Consider the following 21,790-nt stretch of genomic DNA (forward strand, 5'->3'; position numbering starts at 1 on the left):
GTAGCCTCGCCGGAATGCGGGGGATCATCCTGGCCGGGGGCACCGGCAGCCGCCTGTTCCCCATCACGCAGGCGGTCAGCAAGCAGCTGATGCCGGTCTACGACAAGCCGATGGTCTACTACCCGCTCTCGACGCTGATGATGGCCGGCGTCCGCGAGGTGCTGGTGATCACCACCCCCGGCGACCAGGAGGCGTTCCGCGCGCTGCTGGGCGACGGCACCCGGCTGGGGATGCGCATCGAGTACGCCGTCCAGCCGCGGCCGGAGGGGCTGGCGCAGGCCTTCCTCATCGGCGCGGAGTTCGTCGGGGACCAGTCGGTGGCCCTGGTGCTGGGCGACAACATCTTCTACGGGGCGGGCCTGGGCACCGCGCTGGGTCGGCTGCCCGACCCCGACGGCGGGCACGTCTTCGCCTACCACGTGGCCAACCCGCAGGAGTACGGCGTCGTCGAGTTCGACACCGACCGCCGGGTGCTGTCCATCGAGGAGAAGCCGGCGGCGCCGAAGAGCTCCTACGCCGTCCCGGGGCTGTACTTCTACGAGTCGTCGGTGGTCGACGTGGCCCGGGGCATCCGGCCCAGCGGCCGCGGCGAGCTGGAGATCACCGCGGTGAACGAGCACTACCTGCGCGAGGGCCGGCTCACCGTGACCGTCCTGGACCGCGGCACGGCGTGGCTGGACACCGGCACGTTCGCCTCACTGCGGCAGGCCACCGAGTTCGTGTCGGTGGTCGAGGAGCGGCAGGGGCTCAAGATCGGCTGCATCGAGGAGGTCGCCTGGCGGCAGGGCTGGTTGGACGACGACGGCCTGCGCCGCGCTGCCGAGCCGCTGGGCAAGAGCGGCTACGGCGACTACCTGATCCGCCTGCTCGACGACCCCGTCCTGTGAGCGCGCTCGCCCGCTGATCACCGGCAGCCGGCTGCGGGATGGCCCGGCGCGGTGGCTCAGGCCGCCGCTGCGGCCACCGTCCCGGCGGGCCGGCGGTCCGGCCGCTCCGCCATGGCCCACCCGGTGAGCAGGAAGGCCGCGGGCATCGTGACGGCGACCGCCACCGGCGGGGCGAGCTGCTCGTCGAGGGACAGCAGCGCGACGAGCACCCAGACGACCGCCGTCCGCAGGAGGACCGTCGTCCCGTTGGCGACGAGGTACCGCAGCAGCCGCCTCCGTGACGGAGCGACGCCGAAGGCGTAGCGGACGTTGGCCAGGTAGGCCACCAGCACGGCGACGACCAGCGCCAGCGTGTTGGCGACCAGGTACGGGGTGACCAGCAGCAGGAGCAGGTAGAGCCCCCAGTACAGGCCCGTGTTGAGGACGTTGACCAGCACGAACCGACCGAAGACGGCGACCCGCGCGCGGCTCACCCCTGCCGCCGCGGTGCGTCGTACCGCCCGAGCGCGGCCCGCAGCAGGATTTCCACCAGCGCGAACTGGGCGCGCCGGCCGTGGATCTTCGTGGGGACGTCGCCGGCGTCCGGGTAGGCGCGGGTGACCGGCACCTCGGTGCACCGGTAGCCCAGCCGTGCGGCCCGGATCGGCAGGTAGGCCAGCAGCTCGTAGGTGTCGAAGACCTCCCGCATCGGCGCGACCCGCGGGTCCAGCAGCAGCGCCCGCGAGTGGCCGCGGAACCCGTTCGTCGTGTCGGTGTACCGCGTCCGGGCGGCCAGCGACGTCACCGGGGCGTGCAGGAACTTGATGGCCAGGTGCCGCTCGCGCGGGGTGTTGACCGCCTCGCCGCCGGGGACGTAGCGGGAGCCCTGGACGAAGCCTGCGCCCGCGTCGAGCGCGGCGACGAACCGGGGCAGCGCCGAGACGTCGTCCTTGCCGTTGCCGTCGACGGTGATGACGCCCTCGTACCCCTCGGTGAGCGCGAAGGCGAAGCCCATCCGCAGCTGGGCGCTGAGCTTCCCGCTGTCGCGCTTCACCAGCACCGCCCGGACGCCGAGGCCGTCCAGCAGCTCCGGGTCGTTCGAGCCGTCGGTGCTGCCGCCGTCGGCGACGACCACGTCGAGGTCCAGCCCGAGGTCGCGCAGCCGGCGCAGCTGGCCCAGGACGCGCTCGCCCTCGTTGATCACCGGGATCACGACGCAGTAGCGGCTGGCGCGCGGGCGCAGCACGTGCACGTCGCCGCGGGGCACCGCCCAGCCGGTGGTGTCGGGGGTGGCCCGCAGGTCGCTGCTCACGAGTAGGTCTTCCTCACGAACTCGGCGGTGCGCCAGACGGCGCCGGTCAGGTCGTCCTCGCTGGGCGGCAGCATCTCCACGGAGACGTGCCCGCCGTAGTCCGCGGCCCGCAGCGCCGCGGCGACCGCCTCGTGGTCGACCGGGCCCTCCGGCCCGACCGGGCCGAGCTGCGGCGCGCTGGCGTGCACGTGCGCCAGCACGTCGGCCCCCGCGCGGACGCGCTCGACGGCGTCGTCCCCCGCCAGCGCCATGCAGGCGGTGTCCAGGTGCAGCCGGACGCCGGGCGAGTCGACGGCGCGCACGAAGGCGGTCGAGGCGACCGCGTCGGTCAGCCAGTCGCACCGGTAGACGGTCGGGTTGGCCTCGATGCAGAAGCACACGCCGAGGTCCGCGGCACGCGCTCCGAGGCCGGCGAAGACCTCGGCGGCGATCTCGTCGGCGCGCGCCACGGGCAGGTCCCCGCGACGCCGGTTGCCCGGCGAGCCGAACACCAGGCGGGTCGCGCCCAGGCCCGAGGCCAGCCGGGCCATCCCGAGGAGGTGCTCGGTGAGGCCCGCGCGCGCCTCAGCGTCCCCGAACAGCTGGAACTGCGGGCGGCCGAAGAGCAGCGACTGCAGGGCGACGACGCGCAGCCCGGTCGCCTCGACCGCCGCACGGGCCGCGGCCACCTCGTCGGTGTCCTGGGCCAGCGGGTCGGTCCACAGCCGGGTGGGCGCCACCTCGAGGGAGCCGAAGCCCCGCTCGGCGAGCTCGGGCAGCACCGCCGCGTCGAGGTCGGCCGGCCAGGCGAGGTTGGAGAACGCCAGCCTCATGCCCGTCCCGCCGGCAGCCGGGCGCCCCAGGTGCGGATGCCGGTGAGCACCTCGTCCGCGGAGCGCAGGTACGGGCCCTCGCGTCCGGCGAGCTCGGCGGCGTGGGCGGTGTGCAGGTCGTAGGCGACCCACGGCCGGTCGTCGCAGCGGTAGTCCACGCCGAAGCACTCGCGGGCGACCTGGGCCGAGGTGACGGGCTCGGTCGCGAGGTTCACCACGGACAGCCCGGCGTCCCGGGCGAGCAGCACGTGCCCCCACAGGTCGCGCACGTCGTAGAACTGGAAGCCGGAGTCCTCGTGGGCGAAGCGCGCCTCGGGCTGGTGGACCAGGTCGTACACGAGGTTCTTCTTCAGCCCGGGGCCGTACATGCCGGGCAGCCGGACGACCAGCACGTCGTCGAACCGCTCGCGGACGAACTCCTCGAGCAGCGCCCGGTGCCGGCCGTAGGCCTGCTCCTGCGTGGTGTCGGCCGGGGTCGTCTCGTCCACGCCGCGGGAGTCGGCGAAGACGTCCACCGTCGACACCAGCACGCAGGACGTCGCACGGCTGCCGTCGAGGGCGTCGATCAGCCGGCGGATCCCCGCCCAGTCGGCGTCCGGCTCGGCGTTGGCGCGCCACTTCTCCGCGGGCGCGCCGGCGCAGACGACCTCGTCGACGTCGGCGGCGGGCAGCTGGTCGACGTCGGTGCTGCGAAACCGGGCGACCGGGGTGATCCGGGCGTCGAGGGAGCCCCCGACGAACCCGCTCCAGCCGACCAGCGCCCGGCGGGCGCGGCCGGTCACGGCCGGACCCTGTCGTCGGCGTCCTGCACCGCGGCGGCCTCGGCGTCGACGTTGAGCGCGTCCCGCGCCGCCAGCACCGAGCTGGTGGCCTCGAACGCGACCCGGTAGATGGGGCGCTCGTTGGCCGTCTCGTTCGACTGGAACATGAACTCGGCCATGATCGCGATGACCACGCTGAGCATGAAGAACATGAAGCTCATCTGCAGGCTCATCGACGTCCAGCCCTCGACGGCCCCCCGGAACAGCCCGACGGCCACCACGTAGAGCGCGTACAGCATGTTGACCAGGCTGGTCACCAGCGCGATGCCGACGGCGACCCGCAGCGGCCGGCCGCTGGCGTAGAAGATCGACCGCACCACCTGCCGGAAGCTGCTGGCCTGCCGCGGGTGCTGCCGGTCCCCCGACTCGTAGGGCAGGACGGCCCACGGGTAGCCCGAGATCGACGGCAGCATGCGCAGCACCCGGTCCCGGTCCCGGCGGGGCAGCCACGCGTCGAGCGCCGGACGGCTGTAGCCGCGCAGCCCCAGGCTGACGGTGGCGATCTCCTCGCCCATGCTGCGGCTGGCCAGCGCCCGGCTCAGCCGCAGGGCGAGCCGGCGGCCGGCCGGGGCGCGGCGGTCGACCCCCACGACGACGGCGGTCTCGTCGGTGACCATGCCCGCGCAGCGGACCACGTCCTCGGGCGCGTCCACCCCGAGGCGCGCGGTCACCACGACGTCGCCGAGGGCGCCGTCGAGACCGGCGGTGAAGGCGACCTCGTCCCGGACCGGCTGCACCAGGCCGAGCACCTGGAGGTTCGGCTGCCGCTCGGCGAGTGCGCGGGCCCAGGCCAGCCGGCTGCGGGACCCGGAGAGGACCAGCACGATCTCGTGCACGGGGTACGCCCGGGCGACGGCGGCGTCGAGGGCGGTGAGGTCCCGCTCGATCCCGTCCGTCGCCCCGTCGGCGACCACGACGACGCTGAGGAAGGTGCCGGACCGGGCCGACGACGCGGGCGTGCGGACGACGACGTCGGGCCGGGGCCTCCCCGTCTCGCTCCCCCCGGGGCCGTGGGTCTCAAACAGCGTCACGGAGGTGCTCCTCAGCCACTCGGATTGCGTCACCGATGTTGTCGATCTTGCTGCCCAGCAGGGACAGCACGCGGCCGCCGTCGGACCGGCGGAGGACGATCGGCCGGGCGTCGTCGCCGTCGCGACGGGCCGGCACGGTCTTCACGCCCCACAGGGACTCCCGGTGGACGGCGCCGGCCAGCGCGGGCACGTAGCGCGCCGCGTCCCGGATCATCCAGTCCGCCCGGGTGGTCAGCCCCGCGCGCAGCGCCGCCGCGGCCTGCTCGTAGGTCGGGTGGGCGCCGTGCGGTGTGTACCGGACGTGGCTGAGCGTGGAGAAGGGCGTGGACGGGAACGGCATGAGCGAGAAGTAGGGGCCGTCCATCACGGTGACGCCCTTCCCGCGCAGCGGCTCCGGCAGGTCCACCAGCGCCATCTCGCACGGCTCGCAGTGCAGGCCGGCGTACCCGACGCCCCGCGGCAGGATGTCGATCCCCTCGCCGTACGTGCACACCAGCACCCGGTCCCCGGCCAGGACCTCGCCCGTCTCCAGGGTGACGAGGGCACCCGACGCGGTCTCCGCCACGCCCGCCACCGGGGTGCCCAGCCGCACGGCCACCCCGGCGTCGGCCATCTCCTCGCGGACCAGCTCGCGCAGCCGCACCGCGTCGAACACCGCCTCCCGGGTCACCCAGGACGCCTCGACCGTGGCCGGGTTGAACAGCCGGCGCACCGAGGCGGGCGCGTCCATCAGCGGCGCGCCGATGTGGTCGCAGACGCGGCGGAACTTGCGGGCGTTGGTCAGCGACCCGCGGGCCACCGCGTAGACGCACAGGAAGTCGTCGACGACGCAGGAGGCGTAGCGGGCCGTGAAGGACTCGTAGGAGGCCTGGCTGCGGCCGGCCGTCCGCAGCGAGCGCGGGTAGTGGTAGCCGCCGTGCACCCGGGCCTGGTTGAAGTAGCTGGCCCCGCCGAGCAGGTCGGCCCGCGCCTCCAGCACGGTCACCCGCGCGCCCTGGCGGGCCAGGTGCGTCGCCAGCGAGCAGCCGTAGAAGCCACCGCCCACCACCAGGACGACGCCGTGCGGAGTGCCGTCGCGGCCGGCCGTGCGGTCCGCGCGGGACGATCGGGACACTCGGCGTCTTCCTGCTCGGGGAGGCGCCCGCGCGCACCGCGGGCCTCTTGGAGCGTACGTGCACCGCCACGTTGCGTCACGTCGACGTGTCGACACGGCGCCGCACCCGGCTCCTGCGGTCACACCCGTCACGCGGCTCACACCGGGACGCTGCGCGCTCAGCCGCCCTCGGCCGGCGGGGGCGGAGCGAGCAGCCGACCGTAGAGCGCCGCCGTGTCGGCTCCCTCCGGGTAGGTGATCGACGACGCCGTGCACGACTCGAGAGTCGTCAGCGGGCCGCCGTCCCCCGGGACGTCGCGGGTCGCGAGCACGGTCGTGCCCGACCCGGGGTCGCGCACCGCCACCGGGAAGCGCTGCTCGCGGGCGCCGGGGTCGAGCGCGACGTAGCCGTCGGCATCCACGGCGACGTTGATGTCGTTCCGGACCATCGTGAAGGCACGGGCACCCTGCCCGGGGCCCCGGTAGCGCAGCGCGACCTCGTACAGGCCGGCTGTGGGCGCCTCGACGACGACCTCCGACCCCTCCGTGCGGCACGGGACCTCCGCCCAGGTCGCCGGCTCGGCCGGCGTCCAGCCGAGGGTCAGCGGCGAGGCCGGGACCGGGGCGTACCCCTGGAACAGGTCCCGGTAGAACCACCAGTTGGCGCTGAGGTTCCAGGTCACCCACTCGTTCGTCCCAGGCGCGGTCGTCACCACCAGGCCCGGCCGGTCGGCCAGGCGCGCACCGAACGCCTCCCGCTGCCGGCCGAGGGCGGCGATCACCGAGTCCACCGAGGCGGACGGCGGGCCGTCGACCACGCCGGACAGACCGAGGTACTCCTCGACGACCGGCGCCTCGCGCTCCCGCGCCGCCTGCACCTGCGGCACGAAGGCGGCGTCGAGGTAGCCACCCAGCCCTGCGTCGTACCCGAACCGGGGGTCCGCGGCGAACAGCCCGCCCCTGTGCCGCGCGTCCTGCACGGCGGCCGTCCCGGCCACGGCCAGGACCGCGACCGTCGCGGCGGCGCCGGTCAGCCGGAGCGCCGTGCCCGGGGTGCGCAGCGCCGGGAGGCGCCCGAGCGCGAGGGCGGCGAGCCGCACCGCGCCCACGGCGGTGACCGCGTACCCCCAGAGCGCGAAGGCCCAGAAGTAGTCCGCGACGTGCCCGCCGACGGTCCCGATCAGCCCGCCGAGGAAGGTCGCCGTCCCGAGGTAGGTGACCAGCAGCGAACCCAGGCCGCGGCGCACCAGGGCGTGGACCGCCACCCCCGCGAGGAGGGCGAGCGGGTACAGCGACAGCTCGTCGGCCATGATCCGCAGCAGGTCGCCGACCGAGAAGACGCGGAACGGCTCGGTCCAGGGGCCGAAGTACCAGAACTGGTCGTTGCGGACGTCGGAGAAGTTGTAGGCCAGCAGCGACGGCAGGTGGCCGGCGGTCGCGACGAGACCGGCGACCAGGTACCCGACGGCGGCCGCGCCCCACAGCGCGGCCAGTCCGGGGAGCCGCGGGACCCACCCCCGGCGCAGCACCTGGTAGGTCACGACCGCGAGCAGCAGGCCGCCCGACACCGGCCCGTAGTCGTTCGACCACAGCGCCGCCACCACGCCGGCGCTCGCGCCGACCACCGCGGCCCGCCGGACCGTCCAGCCCCGGCGCAGCAGGACGTAGGCGACCGCGGCCAGCAGGTACGGGGCGAACCCCCGGATCGGGCGCAGGCTGTTCCCGGGGAGGGCGGCGGCGCCCAGCAGGCCGTTCCAGGCACCCCAGAGCCCCGGTGCCACGAGCTCGGCGACCACCACGAGCAGCGCGGCGGCGGCCGCCCCCCACGCCAGCGCGCGCAGCGGACGGCGCCCGGCGACGAGCACCGCCAGGAGCCCGATGACGGCCTCGAACGTCAGCACGGCCACGAGGCGCGCGGCGAAGACGGTGTCGGTGAGCTCGCCGCCGAGGAGGGCGAACACCGGGTAGAGGACGAGCACCGGCGCGATGCCGAGGTAGGGGAAGAAGTCCCGCCCCGGCCACTGCCCGTCGGCCAGCCGGTAGAGCCCGCTGGCCGTCTGGAAGGCCCCGTCCATGTGGAACGTCGGCACCTCGTGCCACCAGCGCCACGCCTGCGTGACCGCGACCACGAGGGCGAACAGCAGCAGGGTGGCGGGCAGCGCGGCGAGCAGCCGCGACGGGCGTCCGGCGTCGTCCCCGCGGGGGTCGGTGTCGAGCAGCTCGGGCGCGGACCTGGTGGAGGTGGAGGAGGCCATCCTCAGATCCGGCGGTAGTTCGTCGGCGCGACCCGCGGGCCGCGTCTGGGCGGGCGGCTGCCGCCGATGCCGAGCAGCCGGACCACGCGCTGCCGCTGTCCGCGCCAGGGTTCGAGCAATTCCATCATCCCGTCGTCGTCGGTCCGGCGGCCGGCCAGCGACCAGCCGACCAGGTTCTTCAGGTGGTAGTCGCCGTAGCTGACCGTGTCCGGGCAGCCGAACGCCCGCTGCACGACCTCGGCCGCCGTCCAGACGCCGATGCCGGGCACCGTCTGCAGCCGACGCTGCAGGTCCGCGCAGTCCACGGCTTCCTCCGGCTCCAGCCGGGCCGCCACGCTCGCCACCGCCCGCAGCGCCCGGCGCCGGGCGCCGTCGAGGCCGCACCGGTGCCACTCCCAGTCCGGAACCGCGAGCACCCGCTGGGGGGTGGGCACCACGCGCATGCCCGCGGGCGCCGGGCCCGGCGCCGGCTCGCCGGCCAGCCGCAGCAGCGCCCGCCACACGCGGTGGGCCTCGATGACGGTCACCTTCTGCTCGAGGACGGCGGGCACCAGCGCGTCCCAGGTCCGCCCGGTGCGGCCCAGCCGCAGCCACGGTGAGGCGCGGTGGACGCGGGCGAGCAGCGGGTGCCCGCCCGGCTCGAACTCCTCCGGGCGGTCCTCGGCGCCCAGCCACGCGGGCACCGCTGCCCCGGCCCGCTCGGCGCCGGGCCCCCACGCCGACACCCGCACCTCGCCGCCGCGGACGGTGAGGTGCACGGTCGCCGGGCCGTCGGGCGTGCTGACCGTGCGCCAGCAGTCGTCGTCGACGTAGCGCAGGGCCGGGTCGCCGGCGCTGCGCTGGTGCGGGAAGAGGGTGCGCCGGAGGTCCAGCGGCCAGTCCGGCCGCCAGGCGCCCTGGAACGGTGGTGCCTCGAGGGTGGTGCTGGTCAGGACGTGCTCCCCGGGGAAGAGGGCTGCGCGGGCGCCACCCGCGCTGGGGGGAGCGTAGGCCCGGCGCCTGCCCCCGCCCGTGCCGTGGGAGCGCGGGGCGGGGACACCGGCTGCCCGACCGGGCGGAGGTCCATCGGCGCGGTCGCGTCGCGCACCGGCAGCCCGCCGGCGACGTCCGCCGGCCCGGGGTCCGCGCCCGCCTCCGCCGTCCGCCGGTCCAGCAGCAGGAGCACCGCGGCCACGCTCACGGCGATGGCCGGCCAGTAGACGTACCGGTAGTCGTAGCCGATGACCATCGGCAGGTAGGTCATGACGTAGAGGACCGAGGACGCTGCTAGGGCGAGCACGACGTCGGCGTGCTCCGCCGACGCCCGCCGCAGCCAGCCCAGCCCGAGCACGACGAGCGCCGCCAGCAGCCAGGTCCAGGGCATGAAGACGAAGCCGAAGTCCCGCGCCGTGATCGCCACGTAGGTCTCCAGCGCGCGGGACGCCGGGTTGGGTTCGAACACGAACCCGTACGGGTTCTCGCCGATCGTGGACCAGGAGACGAAGACCTCGTCCGGCGGCGTGTGCAGGAACTCGCCGAAGACGCGGACGCGGAAGGCGGCGTAGTCCAGCGGGTGCCCGGCGATGCCGCGCAGGTAGAGGCCCTGCAGCTCGTCGGCGTGCGTCAGGAAGACCGCGGGGATGGTCCCCGTCGTGTTCGCGCACCGCCACGTGTAGTTGACGTCGCGGGTCTCCGGCGGGCACGTGGTGGCGAGGGTGACCAGGTAGTCCCGCAGCGGCGGGCTGACCTCGGCCGACCGCAGCTCCTCTAGGGAGTACAGGTGCAGGACGTCGTCGAGCATGACGCTCGCCGCCGGGTGCGTCTCCTGCACCGGGCGGACGGCGTCGATGACGGGCGTGGCCACGAGCGCGCCGACGACGGCGGCGGCGGCGAGCGCGACCCGGTACCGCCGGGCCTGCCGCGCCCCGGGCCAGGTCAGGAGGACCAGCAGCGGGACGATCGCCGGGAGCGCGTTGTAGCGGACCGCGCCGGCGTAGGCCAGCAGCAGGACGGCGACGGCCACCGCGCTCCAGCGCAGCCAGGCGCGGTCGAGCCCGCGGCGGACGAACAGCAGGAGGACGACCGCGCCGAGCAGCGCGAAGGCGAGCTGGCCGTCCTTCCAGATGACCGCGGACGTGCTGGCGACGTGCGGCAGCACCCCGAGCAGCAGCGGCAGCAGGGACAGCAGCCTGCGCCCGCTGCGCCGGAAGACGTGCACCGCCAGGAGCGTGAGCCCCGTCCAGAGCAGACCCAGCTGCGCGACCAGCATGCTGCCGACGCTGCCCCCGGTCAGCGCCATGAGCAGCCACCACAGGGCCGTCATGACCGGCGGGTGCCAGTCGGCCAGCGTCGACGGGTCGAGCGCCTGGCCCAGCTGCATGACCGAGTCGAAGGACATGAAGCCCGGGTAGAGCGGCAGCACGTTGCCGACCAAGAGGGCCGCGCCCAGGACGACCAGGGTGGGCGTCCAGTGCCGGGCGGGCCAGGAGCGCTCGGCCCGGGCCCGCGCCCTCGACAGCACGGCGCGACGTCCGGTGGACGCCTCACCGGGCGTCGGCCCGGTGGCCGTGGTGGTCGTCTTCGCCATGCGTCTAGAACCGCTCCCTGTGGTGGACGGCACCGCCGGCCACCACCCTCGGGCGCCGCCCCTCAGCGGCCCCGTCGAGCGACTGTAGGTGCGGCTCCCGGCGCCGCGCCCGGTCCGCCGGCGTGTCCGCACCACCCGTCCCACGGTGCTCGTGCGTCCACTCCCGGCGGACGGGTCAGCGCGGCGCCATCCGCAGCGCGCCGTCCATCCGGACCACCTCGCCGTTGAGGTAGCCGTGCTCGACGAGGTCGACGGCCAGCTGGGCGAAGTCCTCCGGGCGGCCGAGGCGCTTGGGGAACGGGATGCCGGCCGCCAGGCTCTGCCGCGCCTCCTCCGGCAGGCTGCCCAGCAGCGGGGTGTCCACCAGCCCGGGGGCGATGGTGCAGACCCGGATGCCGACGCTCGACAGGTCGCGCGCCGCCGGCAGCGTCATGCCGACGATGCCGCCCTTGGACGCCGCGTAGGCGACCTGCCCGATCTGCCCGTCGTAGGCGGCGATCGAGGCAGTGTTCACGACGACGCCGCGCTCGCCGTCCTCCCCCGGCTCGGTGGCGGCCATCGCGGCGGCCGCCAGCCGCAGCACGTTGAACGTGCCGACCAGGTTCACCATCACGGTGCGGACGAACGGGTCGAGGTCGTGCGGGACGTTGCCCCTGCCGACGGTCCGCTGCGCCCAGCCGATGCCGGCGCAGTTGACCGCGATCCGCAGCGGCCGGTCCTTCCCCGTGGCCTCCTCGACGGCCGCCTGCACCGAGTCGGCGTCGGTGACGTCGGTGCGCACGAAGGTGGTGTGCCCGCCCAGCTCGGCGGCGAGCTCCTTCCCCTTCTCCTCCTGCAGGTCGAGGACCGTCACGGCGGCCCCTCGGGCGGCCAGCGCCCGGACGGTGGCCGCGCCGAGGCCGGAGGCCCCACCGGAGACGACAGCGGCGACGTCGAAGTTCTTCACGTCCCGCAAGTTATCCCGGAGGCCGGCCTCCCTGCAGGCAGGAGGACCCCGTCCTCACCGCTCGCAGGCTCGCGGCGAACCTCTGGACGGGGCCGCGGTGCGGCGGGGGGCAGGGAGGTCCTCCGTCAGCTGAACCGCGAGCCGTGTCTCTCCTCGACGGCGGTCAGCAGCTGCTTGACCCGCTCGGCGTCGGCCACCGGGCAGACCATCGTCACGTCGGCGGTGTGCACCACGACGCTGTCGCGGACGCCGACCAGCGCCACCAGGTGGTCGGGGTCGTCGCTGAAGACGATGTTGCCGGCGCTGTCGAGGGTGAACGCCAGCCCGGAGACGGCGTCCTCCCCCACCCGCTCCAGCGTCTGGGCCAGCGCGGGCCACGAGCCGACGTCGAGCCAGTCGACGTCGAGGTCGGCGACCAGCACCCGCCCCGGCTCGGTGGCCGCGGGCTCCAGGACGGCGTAGTCGACGCTGATCTTCGGCAGCGTCAGGAAGACCTCGGCCAGCACGGCGTCGCGCTGCGGCCCGGCCGGGACGGCGACGACCCGCGCCAGGCCCTCGGCGCTCGCGGGCAGGTGGTCGGCCAGCGCCTCCAGCACGGTGGACGCCCGCCAGACGAACATGCCCGAGTTCCACAGGTACTCCCCCGAGGCGAGGTAGGCCTCGGCGGTGGCGCGGTCGGGCTTCTCGCGGAAGGACGCCGCCTCGGCGACGCCGGGCACCCCGGTCGCCGCGCCGCGCTGCACGTAGCCGAAGCCGGTGGCCGGTGCGGTGGGCCGGATGCCCAGGGTCACCAGCGAGCGGGGCCGCGCGGCGAGGGCGTCGTAGGCGGTGGTCAGCGCCGCGGCGAACCGCTCGACCGGCCGGATGACGTGGTCGGCGCTGACCACGGCCAGCTCGGCGTCGGGGTCGACGTCGGCGACCAGGGCCGCGGCCAGGCCGACGGCGTTGGCGGTGTCCCGGGCGACCGGCTCGAGGACCAGCCGGTCCGGGTGCAGCCGCGGCAGGGCGGCGCGCACCTGCTCGCCGTAGCGGGCGGCGGTGCAGACCCAGATGCGGTCGGCGGGCAGCACCGTCTCCAGCCGGGCGAAGGCCTCGGCGAGCAGGCTGTGCGCCCCGCCGTCCCCGCCGGCGACGACGTCGAGCAACTGCTTGGGGCGGCCACCCCGGGACAGCGGCCACAGCCGCGTCCCCGAGCCGCCGGCCATGATCACCGCGTGCCGCACCTCAGCTCCTCCCACGGCGGCGCACCGCTCGGCCGACGCCCTCGGCGCGGCGCTGGAAGCGGGCGCCGGCGGCCACGCGGCCGCTGACGTTGGACACCAGCATCCGGCCGCCCAGCCCGGCGCGCAGGGCCAGCCGGAGCGGGGCGTGGCGGCGCAGCGGGTACTGCCCGGAGAGGTAGCGCAGCGCGCTGGTGTGGTGCACACGCTGCATGCGGTGCGGCTGACGCCGGGTGGCGTGCCCGCCCTCGTGCTCCACCACCGCCGACGGCGCGTAGACGTGCAGCCAGCCGCGGCGGGTGAGCCGCTCGGCGAGGTCGACGTCCTCGAAGTACATGAAGTAGCCGGGGTCGAAGCCGCCGACCGACCAGAAGGCCGCCACGTCCACCAGCAGGCAGGAGCCCGACAGCCACCCGGCCGGGCGCTCGCGGGGCGCCTCGCGCTCGCGCCGGTAGCGCGCCGTCCACGGGTTGCCCGGCCAGGCCCAGCCGAGCAGCGCGTGCCCGGCGCCGGTGGACAGCCGCGGCAGGTCGCGGGCCGAGGGGTAGAGCTCGCCCTCCGGCGTGCGGATCGCCGGGCCGACGGTGGCCGCGCGCGGCCACCGGGCGGCCACGGCCAGCAGCTCGTCGACCGAGCCGGGGTCGAAGCGGACGTCGGGGTTGGCGACGAGGGCGTACCCGTCGGTCAACCCGGCCATCCCGGCGTTGACCGCGGCGCCGTAGCCGATGTTGCCGCCGGTGCGCAGCAGCCGGACGTGCGGGTGGCGGGCCACGGCGCGCTCGGGGGCGCCGTCGGTCGAGCCGTTGTCGGCGAGCACCACCTCGACCGGCCGCGTGGTGGCCTCGGCCAGCGACTCGACGAACCCCTCGAGGACCTCGCCGGGCGAGTACGTCACCGCGACCACGCGGAGGGGGACGGTCGGTGGTGGTGCGCTCACGCGGGGAACCCTACGAGGCCGGGAACGGCGTCGCCGGGCGCACCCCGAGGTCCTCACGGGCGCGCCCTGTGGGACTCCAGGGAACCGGTGTGACGAGGGGGACGGGCCCGTCACACCAGTCCCCGTTTCGGCCCGGTGGGGCCGTTGTGCGCCGGTACAGTCGCCAAGCGTGACTCAAGCCAGTCCTGATCTCGTCGTCGTCGGCTCCGGGTTCTTCGGCCTCACGGTCGCCGAGCGGGTCGCCACCCAGCTGGACAAGCGCGTGCTGGTCATCGACCGCCGCAGCCACATCGGGGGCAACGCCTACTCCGAGCCCGAGCCCGAGACCGGCATCGAGGTGCACGTCTACGGCGCCCACCTGTTCCACACGTCCAACGAGCGGGTCTGGCAGTACGTCAACCAGTTCACCGAGTTCACCAACTACCAGCACCGCGTCTTCAGCATCTACCAGGACAAGACGTACTCGCTGCCGATCAACCTGGCCACGATCTGCCAGTACTTCGGCAAGAGCTTCTCCCCCGAGCAGGCCCGCGCCCTCGTCGCCGAGCAGTCCGGCGAGATCGACACCGCCGAGGCCGCCAACCTCGAGGAGAAGGCGATCTCCCTGATCGGCCGCCCGCTGTACGAGGCCTTCATCCGCGGCTACACGAAGAAGCAGTGGCAGACCGACCCGACCGACCTGCCCGCCGCGGTCATCGCCCGCCTCCCGGTGCGCTACACGTTCGACAACCGGTACTTCAACGACACCTACGAGGGTCTGCCGAAGGACGGCTACACCGCCTGGCTCACGCGGATGGCCGACCACCCGAACATCGAGGTGCGGCTGGACACCGACTACTTCGACGTCCGCGACGAGCTGCCCTCGGACGTGCCGACGGTCTTCACCGGCCCGATCGACAAGTACTTCGGCTACGAGGCCGGCGAGCTCGGCTGGCGCACGCTGGACTTCGAGACCGAGGTCCTGCCGGTCGGTGACTTCCAGGGCACCTCGGTCATGAACTACGCCGACGAGGACGTGCCCTTCACCCGGATCCACGAGTTCCGGCACTTCCACCCCGAGCGCGACTACCCGACCGACAAGACCGTCGTCGTCCGCGAGTACTCCCGCTTCGCCCAGACCGGCGACGAGCCGTACTACCCGATCAACACCGCCGAGGACCGGGCCAAGCTCGAGCGCTACCGCGAGCTGGCCGCCAAGGAGGCCGCCGAGAAGCGGGTCCTCTTCGGTGGGCGCCTCGGCACCTACAAGTACCTCGACATGCACATGGCGATCGGCTCGGCGCTGACCATGTACGAGAACCGCATCCGCCCGTTCTTCGCCGAGGGTGGTTCCCTCGACGGCCGCCTGGAGGACTGAACCCGATGACGACCACTGCGGTGTCCCCCGACGTGGTGGCCGACCTGGCCGCCGAGGACCTGGCCCCCGGCCGGGCCGTGACCCTCCTCCAGCGGGTCCTCATGCCGCGCGGCGCCGACCCGCGCAAGGTCCGCGCCCTCTACCTCGACGAGGTCCGGTCCGAGAAGGTGCACGTCGCCTCCCGGTCGACCGGGCACCTCTCGGCCGGTGACGAGGTCTCCTTCGCCACGTACTTCAACGCCTTCCCGGCGGGTTACTGGCGGCGGTGGACCTCCCTGACCAGCGTGACGCTGCAGCTGCGCATCTCAGGCACCTGCCGCATCGACGTGTACCGCTCCAAGGGCAACGGCGACGTGCTGCACGCCCTGGGCACCACCGTCGAGGGGCAGGGCCGGACGGTCGAGCTCGACCTGGACCTCACCCCCTTCGTCGAGGGCGGCTGGTACTGGTTCGACGTCACCGCCGACGACGACACGATCATCGAGGACGCCGGCTGGTACGCCGACCGGGAGCCGCTGCGCCCGGGGCGGCTGGCCGTCGGCATCTGCACCTTCAACCGTCCGGTCGACTGCGTCGCCGCGCTGCAGACGGTCGCCTCCGACCCGGTGCTCGACGCCGAGCTCGCCGCGGTGGTCGTCGCCGACCAGGGCAACCTCAAGGTGTGCGACGAGGCCTCGTTCCCCGAGGTGGCCGACCAGCTCGGCGACCGCCTGCACCTGGTGGAGCAGGGCAACCTCGGCGGCAGCGGCGGCTTCGCCCGTGCCATGCACGAGACGCTGACGACCACCGACGCCACGCACCTGGTCTTCCTCGACGACGACGTCCAGCTCGAGGCCGACAGCCTGCACCGGGCGCTGACCTTCGCCCGGTTCACCGACGAGCCCACCCTCGTCGGTGGGCAGATGCTCACCCTGCAGGATCGCTCGGTGCTGCACTCCATGGGCGAGAGCATCGACCGCCGGCTCATGAGGTGGCGTCCGGCCCCCTATGCCGCGGCGGGCCACGACTTCGCGCACTGGTCGCTGCGCGACGCCCGGCACCTGCACCGTCGCGTGGACGTCGACTTCAACGGGTGGTGGATGTGCCTGATCCCCCGCGAGGTGGCCGAGCACATCGGGCTGCCGCTCCCGCTGTTCATCAAGTGGGACGACGCCGAGTACGGCCTGCGGGCCGGCGCTGCCGGATACCGCACGGTGACCCTCCCGGGCGCGGCGATCTGGCACCTGTCCTGGACCGACAAGGACGACGTCAGCGACTGGCAAGCGTACTTCCACGCCCGCAACCAGCTCATCGTGGCCGCCCTGCACAGCCCGCTGAAGCGGGCCGAGGACATCGTCCGCGAGAACGTCCGGGCCGACATCCGGCACCTGTTCCGGCTGGAGTACTCCGCGGTCGCGCTGCACCTGAAGGCCTACCGCGACTTCCTCGCCGGCCCGCAGGAACTCTTCCGGCAGCTGCCCGGCGTGCTGGCCGAGGTGCGTGCCGAGCGGGCGCGGTACTCCGACGGTCAGGTCATCACCGAGCGGGCCCGCATCCCGCTGCCGCAGATGGGCCAGGACGCGACCGAGGGCATGGTGCACCCGCCGGTGGCCAAGCGCGCGATCGCCCGCGCCGCGCTGCAGGCGCTGCGCAACAACGTGCGGCCGGTCCAGGACGCCGACGGCCGGCCCCAGGTGGAGCTGCCGGCCCGCGACGCCCAGTGGTTCGTGCTGGCGCAGCTGGACAGCGCCTCGGTCGCCACGGCCGACGGCCGGGGCGTCACGGTGCGCCGCCGCGACCCCGCGACGTTCTGGCGGCTGGCCCGGGAGTCGGTGCGGCTCAACCTGGAGATCGCCCGGCGCTTCCCCCGCGCCAAGCAGCAGTACCGCGACTCCTACGGTGACCTGACCTCGGCGGAGAACTGGGTGAGCGTCTTCCAGGCGTGACCCACCCGCTCCGACGGACGGCCCGGCCCCCTCTCGCGAGGGGTGCCGGGCCGTCCGGCGTCCGGGAGGGGCCCCGCCAGGGGCACGCACGGCACGACGACGGCGGGGTGCGGTGGCCGTCAGGCCGCGGGGGTGAACCGCTCGCGGCGGCCGGCCCGCAGCAGGCGGAGCCACTCGCGGTACCCGGCGACGTCGCGCCGGGTCACCAGGAAGAACCAGGAGAAGCGGACCAGCTCCAGCGGGAAGAGCCAGCGCATCCCGGGCTGGCGCATCAGGTACCCGCGGTTGCGGTAGGTGTAGTAGCGCTTCCAGTCGGCATCGGGGTACTGCGCGGACAGCCGCCCGCCGAGGATCGGCTTGAACTCGTCCCGGCCGTTGGGGTGCAGGTAGGTCGCGTGCAGCGCGGTCCCGAAGGGCAGCCCCGCGCGCACCAGCCGGCGGTGGATCTCGGTCTCGTCGCCGCGGGCGAACAGCCGCAGGTCCGGCACGCCGGTCTGGGCGAGGGTCGCGGCGGCGAACAGGGCGCCGTTGAAGAGCGACGCGTAGCCGGGCAGGAAGTCGCCGCCGAGGCGGTCGCGCTCCCCCTTCCAGCGCAGCCCGGAGCGCATCGGGAAGGCGAAGCTGCCGGGTGCGTCGATGTCGGCGACGGCGGGCGAGACCTCGGCCAGCCCGCGCTCCCGGGCCACCGACAGCAGGGTGGCGAGCACGTGCTCGTCGGCGGGCCGGCCGTCGTCGTCGGCGCACCACACCCAGTCCGCGCCCTCGGCCAGGGCGGTGAGCATCCCCAGGGCGAAGCCCCCGGCACCGCCGAGGTTGGCCTGCGACAGCAGGTAGGTGTGCGGCAGCCCGCTGGCCCGCACGACCTCCTCGGCCGGCTGGTCGGGTCCGTTGTCGACCACGACGACCGAGTCGACCGGCCGGGTCTGCACCGCCAGCGCCTTGAGCGCCTGTGCGAGGGACTCCGGCCGGTGCCGGGTGACGATGACCGCGACGACGCGCTCGTCGTCGGGACGAGTGGGCGTCTGCTGAGCCGCCTCGGACACTCAGCCCCCCGAGGGCGCGTGCTCGCGGCCCTTGTACGCGTCGAGGACCTCCTCGAGCGGCCCCTGCTGCCGGATGGTGCCGTGCTCCATCCAGAGGGCCGAGGTGCACAGCTGCTTGAGCAGGTCGTTGGAGTGCGAGGCGAAGACCAGCAGGCCGGCGCGGTCCACGAGGTCCTTGAGCCGCCCCTTGGCCCGCTCGAGGAACGCGGCGTCGACCGCGCCGATGCCCTCGTCGAGCAGCAGAATCTCCGGGTCGATGCTGGTGACGACGCCCAGCGCCAGCCGCACCCGCATGCCGGTCGAGTAGGTGCGCAGCGGCATGTGCAGGAAGTTGCCGAGCTCGGTGAACTCGGCGATGTCGTCGACCCGGGCCTCCATCTGCTTGCGGCTCATCCCGAGGAACAGACCGCGCACGAGGATGTTCTCCAGGCCGGAGATCTCCGGGTCCATGCCGACGCCGAGGTCGAAGACCGGTGCCACGCGCCCGTGCACCAGGGCCTGGCCGCTGGTGGGCTCGTAGATGCCCGACAGCAGCCGCAACAGGGTCGACTTGCCGGCGCCGTTGTGACCGACCAGCGCCAGCCGGTCGCCCTCGGACACGTGCAGGTTGATGTTGTGCAGCGCCTCGATGACGACGACCTTGCGCTCGTTGGCCGCGACGTTGCCGCCGACCACACCGAGGACGGTGTGCTTCAGGGAGCGCGACTTGGCATCGAAGATGGGGAAGTCCACGCTCGCGTCGCGGACGTCGATGCTCACCATGGTGATGCTCTCCTCAGACCCAGTACGCGACGCGGCTGCGGTAGCGCCGCATGACCAGCAGGGTCATCGCCCAGCCGACCACGGCGATCCCGATCACGATGAACCAGGTGTGCCACTCCTGGTCCTGACCCAGCATGGGCCGGCGGATGAGCTCCACGAAGTGGAACAGCGGGTTGATCTCGACCCACCGTGCCCGCTCGGCGACGGCCGGGTTCGCCTGCAGGACGTCGTACATCCAGACGATCGGCGTGAGGAAGAACAGCAGCTGCACGATGCTCTGGGTCACCGGCGGCAGGTCGCGGAACCGGGTGCTCACGATGCCGATCAGCAGCGCCACCCACGTGCCGTTGACGACGAGCAGGCCGAATGCCAGGAAGGCCGACAGGTCGGTCCACCACAGCGGCTGCGGGAAGACGACGAGCATGACGGCGTAGACGATCAGGTTGTGCGCGAAGAACAGCGTCTGGCGCCACACCAGCCGGTACACGTGGATGCTGATCGGGGCCGGGAGGTGGGTGATCAGCCCCGAGTTGGCGACGAACACCTCCGACCCCTCGGAGATGCACCCGGCGATGAACGTCCACACGATCATCCCGACGAGGACGTGCGGCAGCAGCTCCGCCAGCTCGAGGCCGAACAGCGCGGAGTAGAGGATCCCGAGCGCGATGGCGGTGACCGCCATGCTGATCGTGATCCAGATGGGGCCGAGGACCGAGCGCCGGTAGCGCTGGCGGATGTCCTGCCAGCCCAGCTGCAGCCACAGCTCGCGCTGCTCCCAGCCGCGCGCGAGGTCACGGAACGCGGACCGGAAGTCGCGGCCGGGGGGTCGCACGTGCGGCGGGATGTCCGGCGTGGTGGTCGCGGTGGTGCCGCTCGTTGACATGCCGGACCTACTCGGCGTCGGCGCCGAAGAGGCGCCGCCAGTTCTCGCGGCTGGTCAGCTGCGGCAGCGCGTCACGGTACTGCTGCGCGGCGGCCGGGCCCTGCCGGGCAAGCCGGTAGCAGGCCGCGGCGCTCTCGCGCAGCAGCGCGGCGGCCCGGTCGCGGTCCAGGTCGCGCACGCGCACGCCCTCCTGCGAGGCGTCGGTGACGATCACCCGGCGGTACCGGGAGACGTGCCACCACTGGGCGTCGTCCGCGGTGATGGCCGCCGAGCCGGCGGTGCGCCCGGTCAGCTGCCACAGCAGGCGCTTGGCCAGCACCGCGCGGAACGCCGACGGGTCGGGCAGGGCCCGCGCGATGGGCTCGCCGCGCAACGGCACGCCGGGGACCTGCGCGGCGTCGTGCCGCACGGTCTCGGGGTGGGCCTTGCGCAGCTCACGGACCTCACCGAGGACCCGCTGCCCGCCGTCGGTCAGGATCTCCGGGCCGGCGAGGAAGTCGTCGATGCCCTTGATGACGGTGGCGGCCAGGCCGTACTGCAGCCCGGCGACGTAGGCCACCAGGCGACCGAACAGCGTGACGGCGATCGACCGGCTGTCGAACCCGGTGTGCAGCGCCGAGGTGATCAGGCTGTTGCGGATGCTGAAGTACCGCGACCAGTCGTCCTGGTCCTTCCAGGTGAAGTCGGCGTGCCAGACCCCGGCCCCCGGGAGGGTGACGGTGGTGAAGCCGTTCTCGCGGGCGCGGTAGCCGTACTCGATGTCGTCCCACTGGAAGAACACCGGCAGCGGGTAGCCGGTCGCCGAGACGATCTCCGAGGGCAGCAGTGCGCTCCACCAGGCGTTGTAGTCGGCGTCGACCCGGACCTCCTGGTTCTCCTCGGTGAGGTCGGCGTTCCACAGCGCACCGGGGACGACCTTGCCCGCCTGCAGCGTGACCAGGTCGGCGAACTCCGCACCGGTGTGCAGCCGCTTCGGGTGCAGCGCGTACAGCATCTGCGCGCCCACGATCACCGGCTCACGCGCCGAGTTGGCGAACGCGGTCATCCGGATGATCGACTCCGGCTCGAGGACGATGTCGTCGTCCATGAACAGGATGTTGGCGTGCTGCTCGGACCCGCCCCGGGTGATCTCGTACATGCCGCGGGTGAAGCCGCCGGCGCCGCCGAGGTTGGCCTGGGTGATGTAGCGGAGCCGGCCGGCGAGGGCGGCGGAGACCTGCTCGAAGTCGGGGTGCGCGGAGACCCGCCTGTCCCCCTGGTCGACGACGTAGACGGTGTCGAGCGCGTCGAGCGCCGGGAGGTCGGCGGCGAGCGTCTGCAGGGTCTTCACGCAGTCCGCGGGACGGTTGTGCGTGCAGATCACCACGGCGGTCTCCCGCGACCGCGGCGGGTGCGGGATCGTCCACCGGCCCGAAGACACGCGGAGCTCCGCGTCGCCGCTGGAGAAGTCCGCCCACACGGCACCGCCGTCGACGAACCGGTCGAGCGCGACGGTCATCGAGACCCGGTCCTCGCCCGACACCGTGGTCCCGGTGAGGAAGCGCTCCTCCCCGGTGGGGTCGCTGGCGTACAGCTCGACGCGCCCCTCCCCCGAGGTCTCCGCCTGGAAGGTCATCTCCCGGACGGCGGTCCAGCGCTGCCAGTAGGAGGCGGGGACGCGACCGGAGTAGGTGTTGGTCGACAGCACCGTGTGCGGGGCGAGCCGGAACGAGGTGCGCTCCAGGTCCACGTGGCCGCGGAGGCGCTTGGCGTACAGCTCGACCGGGAGACCTGGTGCCGGCGGCAGCGTCAGGAGGCGCTGCGCCAGCCCGGCGACGCCTGGCGTCGACTCGGTCTCGGCGACGGGCGGCTCGGCGGAGGTGGTGGTCATAGGCTTGTGCAGTCCTCAGGACGACGGCATGACGGGTCCAGGTGGCGCGGCGGTCGACCGGGCGTGGACCACCCACCGGTCACGGCGACAC

19 protein-coding genes are annotated in these 21,790 nt (G+C 73.9%); 3 read left to right on the forward strand and 16 right to left on the reverse strand.

The genetic code is table 11. From position 1 onward, the window contains the following. Nucleotides 1-14 precede the first annotated feature (14 nt). A complete protein-coding gene (gene rfbA / locus GOBS_RS21050) occupies nucleotides 15-887 on the forward strand; it encodes a glucose-1-phosphate thymidylyltransferase RfbA (protein WP_012950293.1) in 873 nt (290 codons plus the stop codon). A 56-nt stretch (nucleotides 888-943) separates the two neighbouring features. Here rfbA and GOBS_RS21055 read toward each other — a convergent pair whose 3' ends face one another. From GOBS_RS21055 to GOBS_RS21115, 12 genes are all read right to left on the reverse strand, one after another. After that, entirely contained in the window at nucleotides 944-1,360 is a 417-nt protein-coding gene (locus GOBS_RS21055; RefSeq protein WP_012950294.1) for a GtrA family protein, read from the reverse strand. Then, complete coding sequence (locus tag GOBS_RS21060) at nucleotides 1,357-2,178, reverse strand: glycosyltransferase family 2 protein (RefSeq protein WP_012950295.1); 822 nt, start codon at nucleotides 2,176-2,178, stop codon at nucleotides 1,357-1,359. The genes GOBS_RS21055 and GOBS_RS21060 overlap by 4 nt, the downstream gene beginning before the upstream one ends. Beyond that, a complete protein-coding gene (locus GOBS_RS21065; protein ID WP_012950296.1) occupies nucleotides 2,175-2,990 on the reverse strand; it encodes a sugar phosphate isomerase/epimerase family protein in 816 nt (271 codons plus the stop codon). Before GOBS_RS21065 ends, GOBS_RS21060 begins: the two co-directional genes overlap by 4 nt. Beyond that, nucleotides 2,987-3,772: an NAD-dependent epimerase/dehydratase family protein gene (locus GOBS_RS21070; RefSeq protein WP_012950297.1), complete on the reverse strand. Its 786-nt coding sequence runs from the start codon at nucleotides 3,770-3,772 to the stop codon at nucleotides 2,987-2,989. The genes GOBS_RS21065 and GOBS_RS21070 overlap by 4 nt, the downstream gene beginning before the upstream one ends. Then, the gene (locus tag GOBS_RS21075; protein ID WP_012950298.1) at nucleotides 3,769-4,842 is read right to left on the reverse strand and encodes a glycosyltransferase family protein; all 1,074 of its coding nucleotides are present in this window, start codon (nucleotides 4,840-4,842) and stop codon (nucleotides 3,769-3,771) included. Before GOBS_RS21075 ends, GOBS_RS21070 begins: the two co-directional genes overlap by 4 nt. Beyond that, nucleotides 4,829-5,956, reverse strand: coding sequence for an FAD-dependent oxidoreductase (locus GOBS_RS27785; RefSeq protein WP_012950299.1), 1,128 nt, complete (start codon nucleotides 5,954-5,956; stop codon nucleotides 4,829-4,831). Before GOBS_RS27785 ends, GOBS_RS21075 begins: the two co-directional genes overlap by 14 nt. A gap of 158 nt (nucleotides 5,957-6,114) precedes the next feature. Next, nucleotides 6,115-8,190, reverse strand: coding sequence for a hypothetical protein (locus tag GOBS_RS27790; RefSeq protein WP_012950300.1), 2,076 nt, complete (start codon nucleotides 8,188-8,190; stop codon nucleotides 6,115-6,117). A 2-nt stretch (nucleotides 8,191-8,192) separates the two neighbouring features. After that, nucleotides 8,193-8,948 carry a DNA-3-methyladenine glycosylase family protein gene (locus GOBS_RS21090; RefSeq protein ID WP_243697563.1) on the reverse strand — a complete coding sequence of 252 codons (756 nt, stop codon included), beginning with the start codon at nucleotides 8,946-8,948 and terminating at the stop codon, nucleotides 8,193-8,195. Nucleotides 8,949-9,118: 170 nt separating this feature from the next. Next, the gene (locus GOBS_RS21095) at nucleotides 9,119-10,756 is read right to left on the reverse strand and encodes a hypothetical protein (protein WP_012950302.1); all 1,638 of its coding nucleotides are present in this window, start codon (nucleotides 10,754-10,756) and stop codon (nucleotides 9,119-9,121) included. Nucleotides 10,757-10,931: 175 nt separating this feature from the next. Next, nucleotides 10,932-11,702 carry an SDR family NAD(P)-dependent oxidoreductase gene (locus tag GOBS_RS21105; protein ID WP_012950303.1) on the reverse strand — a complete coding sequence of 257 codons (771 nt, stop codon included), beginning with the start codon at nucleotides 11,700-11,702 and terminating at the stop codon, nucleotides 10,932-10,934. Between the two features lie 125 nt (nucleotides 11,703-11,827). After that, nucleotides 11,828-12,925, reverse strand: coding sequence for a mannose-1-phosphate guanylyltransferase (locus GOBS_RS21110; RefSeq protein WP_012950304.1), 1,098 nt, complete (start codon nucleotides 12,923-12,925; stop codon nucleotides 11,828-11,830). Between the two features lies 1 nt (nucleotide 12,926). Continuing rightward, nucleotides 12,927-13,859, reverse strand: coding sequence for a glycosyltransferase family 2 protein (locus GOBS_RS21115; RefSeq protein WP_012950305.1), 933 nt, complete (start codon nucleotides 13,857-13,859; stop codon nucleotides 12,927-12,929). A gap of 169 nt (nucleotides 13,860-14,028) precedes the next feature. On the opposite strand from GOBS_RS21115, the gene glf reads away from it, so the two are divergent. Together glf and GOBS_RS21125 are read left to right on the forward strand one after the other, a co-directional pair. Next, nucleotides 14,029-15,216: a UDP-galactopyranose mutase gene (gene glf / locus GOBS_RS21120; RefSeq protein ID WP_012950306.1), complete on the forward strand. Its 1,188-nt coding sequence runs from the start codon at nucleotides 14,029-14,031 to the stop codon at nucleotides 15,214-15,216. 5 nt (nucleotides 15,217-15,221) lie between these two features. Beyond that, nucleotides 15,222-17,141: a glycosyltransferase gene (locus tag GOBS_RS21125; RefSeq protein ID WP_012950307.1), complete on the forward strand. Its 1,920-nt coding sequence runs from the start codon at nucleotides 15,222-15,224 to the stop codon at nucleotides 17,139-17,141. Between the two features lie 119 nt (nucleotides 17,142-17,260). Here the strand turns inward: GOBS_RS21125 and glfT1 are convergent, their stop codons facing one another. The 4 genes from glfT1 to GOBS_RS21145 are packed head-to-tail and all read right to left on the reverse strand — an operon-like array spanning nucleotide 17,261 to nucleotide 21,699. Continuing rightward, nucleotides 17,261-18,184, reverse strand: coding sequence for a galactofuranosyltransferase GlfT1 (glfT1, locus tag GOBS_RS21130; protein WP_012950308.1), 924 nt, complete (start codon nucleotides 18,182-18,184; stop codon nucleotides 17,261-17,263). Further along, nucleotides 18,185-18,946 carry a galactan export ABC transporter ATP-binding subunit Wzt/RfbE gene (gene wzt, locus GOBS_RS21135; protein WP_012950309.1) on the reverse strand — a complete coding sequence of 254 codons (762 nt, stop codon included), beginning with the start codon at nucleotides 18,944-18,946 and terminating at the stop codon, nucleotides 18,185-18,187. Nucleotides 18,947-18,959: 13 nt separating this feature from the next. After that, nucleotides 18,960-19,829, reverse strand: coding sequence for a galactan export ABC transporter permease subunit Wzm/RfbD (gene wzm, locus GOBS_RS21140; RefSeq protein WP_012950310.1), 870 nt, complete (start codon nucleotides 19,827-19,829; stop codon nucleotides 18,960-18,962). 7 nt (nucleotides 19,830-19,836) lie between these two features. Further along, a complete protein-coding gene (locus tag GOBS_RS21145; RefSeq protein WP_012950311.1) occupies nucleotides 19,837-21,699 on the reverse strand; it encodes a glycosyltransferase in 1,863 nt (620 codons plus the stop codon). Nucleotides 21,700-21,790: the final 91 nt, after the last annotated feature.

Source organism: Geodermatophilus obscurus DSM 43160, from assembly GCF_000025345.1.
Lineage (GTDB): Bacteria > Actinomycetota > Actinomycetes > Mycobacteriales > Geodermatophilaceae > Geodermatophilus > Geodermatophilus obscurus.

What these genes read in the sequence shown, in the direction of transcription:
- wzt (WP_012950309.1), bottom strand. Translation starts at nt 18,946, where the DNA reads ATGGTGAGCATCGACGTCCGCGACGCGAGCGTGGACTTCCCCATCTTC.
- GOBS_RS21145 (WP_012950311.1), bottom strand. Translation starts at nt 21,699, where the DNA reads ATGACCACCACCTCCGCCGAGCCGCCCGTCGCCGAGACCGAGTCGACG.
- GOBS_RS21125 (WP_012950307.1), top strand. Translation starts at nt 15,222, where the DNA reads ATGACGACCACTGCGGTGTCCCCCGACGTGGTGGCCGACCTGGCCGCC.
- GOBS_RS27790 (WP_012950300.1), bottom strand. Translation starts at nt 8,190, where the DNA reads ATGGCCTCCTCCACCTCCACCAGGTCCGCGCCCGAGCTGCTCGACACC.
- wzm (WP_012950310.1), bottom strand. Translation starts at nt 19,829, where the DNA reads ATGTCAACGAGCGGCACCACCGCGACCACCACGCCGGACATCCCGCCG.
- rfbA (WP_012950293.1), top strand. Translation starts at nt 15, where the DNA reads ATGCGGGGGATCATCCTGGCCGGGGGCACCGGCAGCCGCCTGTTCCCC.
- GOBS_RS21095 (WP_012950302.1), bottom strand. Translation starts at nt 10,756, where the DNA reads ATGGCGAAGACGACCACCACGGCCACCGGGCCGACGCCCGGTGAGGCG.
- GOBS_RS21065 (WP_012950296.1), bottom strand. Translation starts at nt 2,990, where the DNA reads ATGAGGCTGGCGTTCTCCAACCTCGCCTGGCCGGCCGACCTCGACGCG.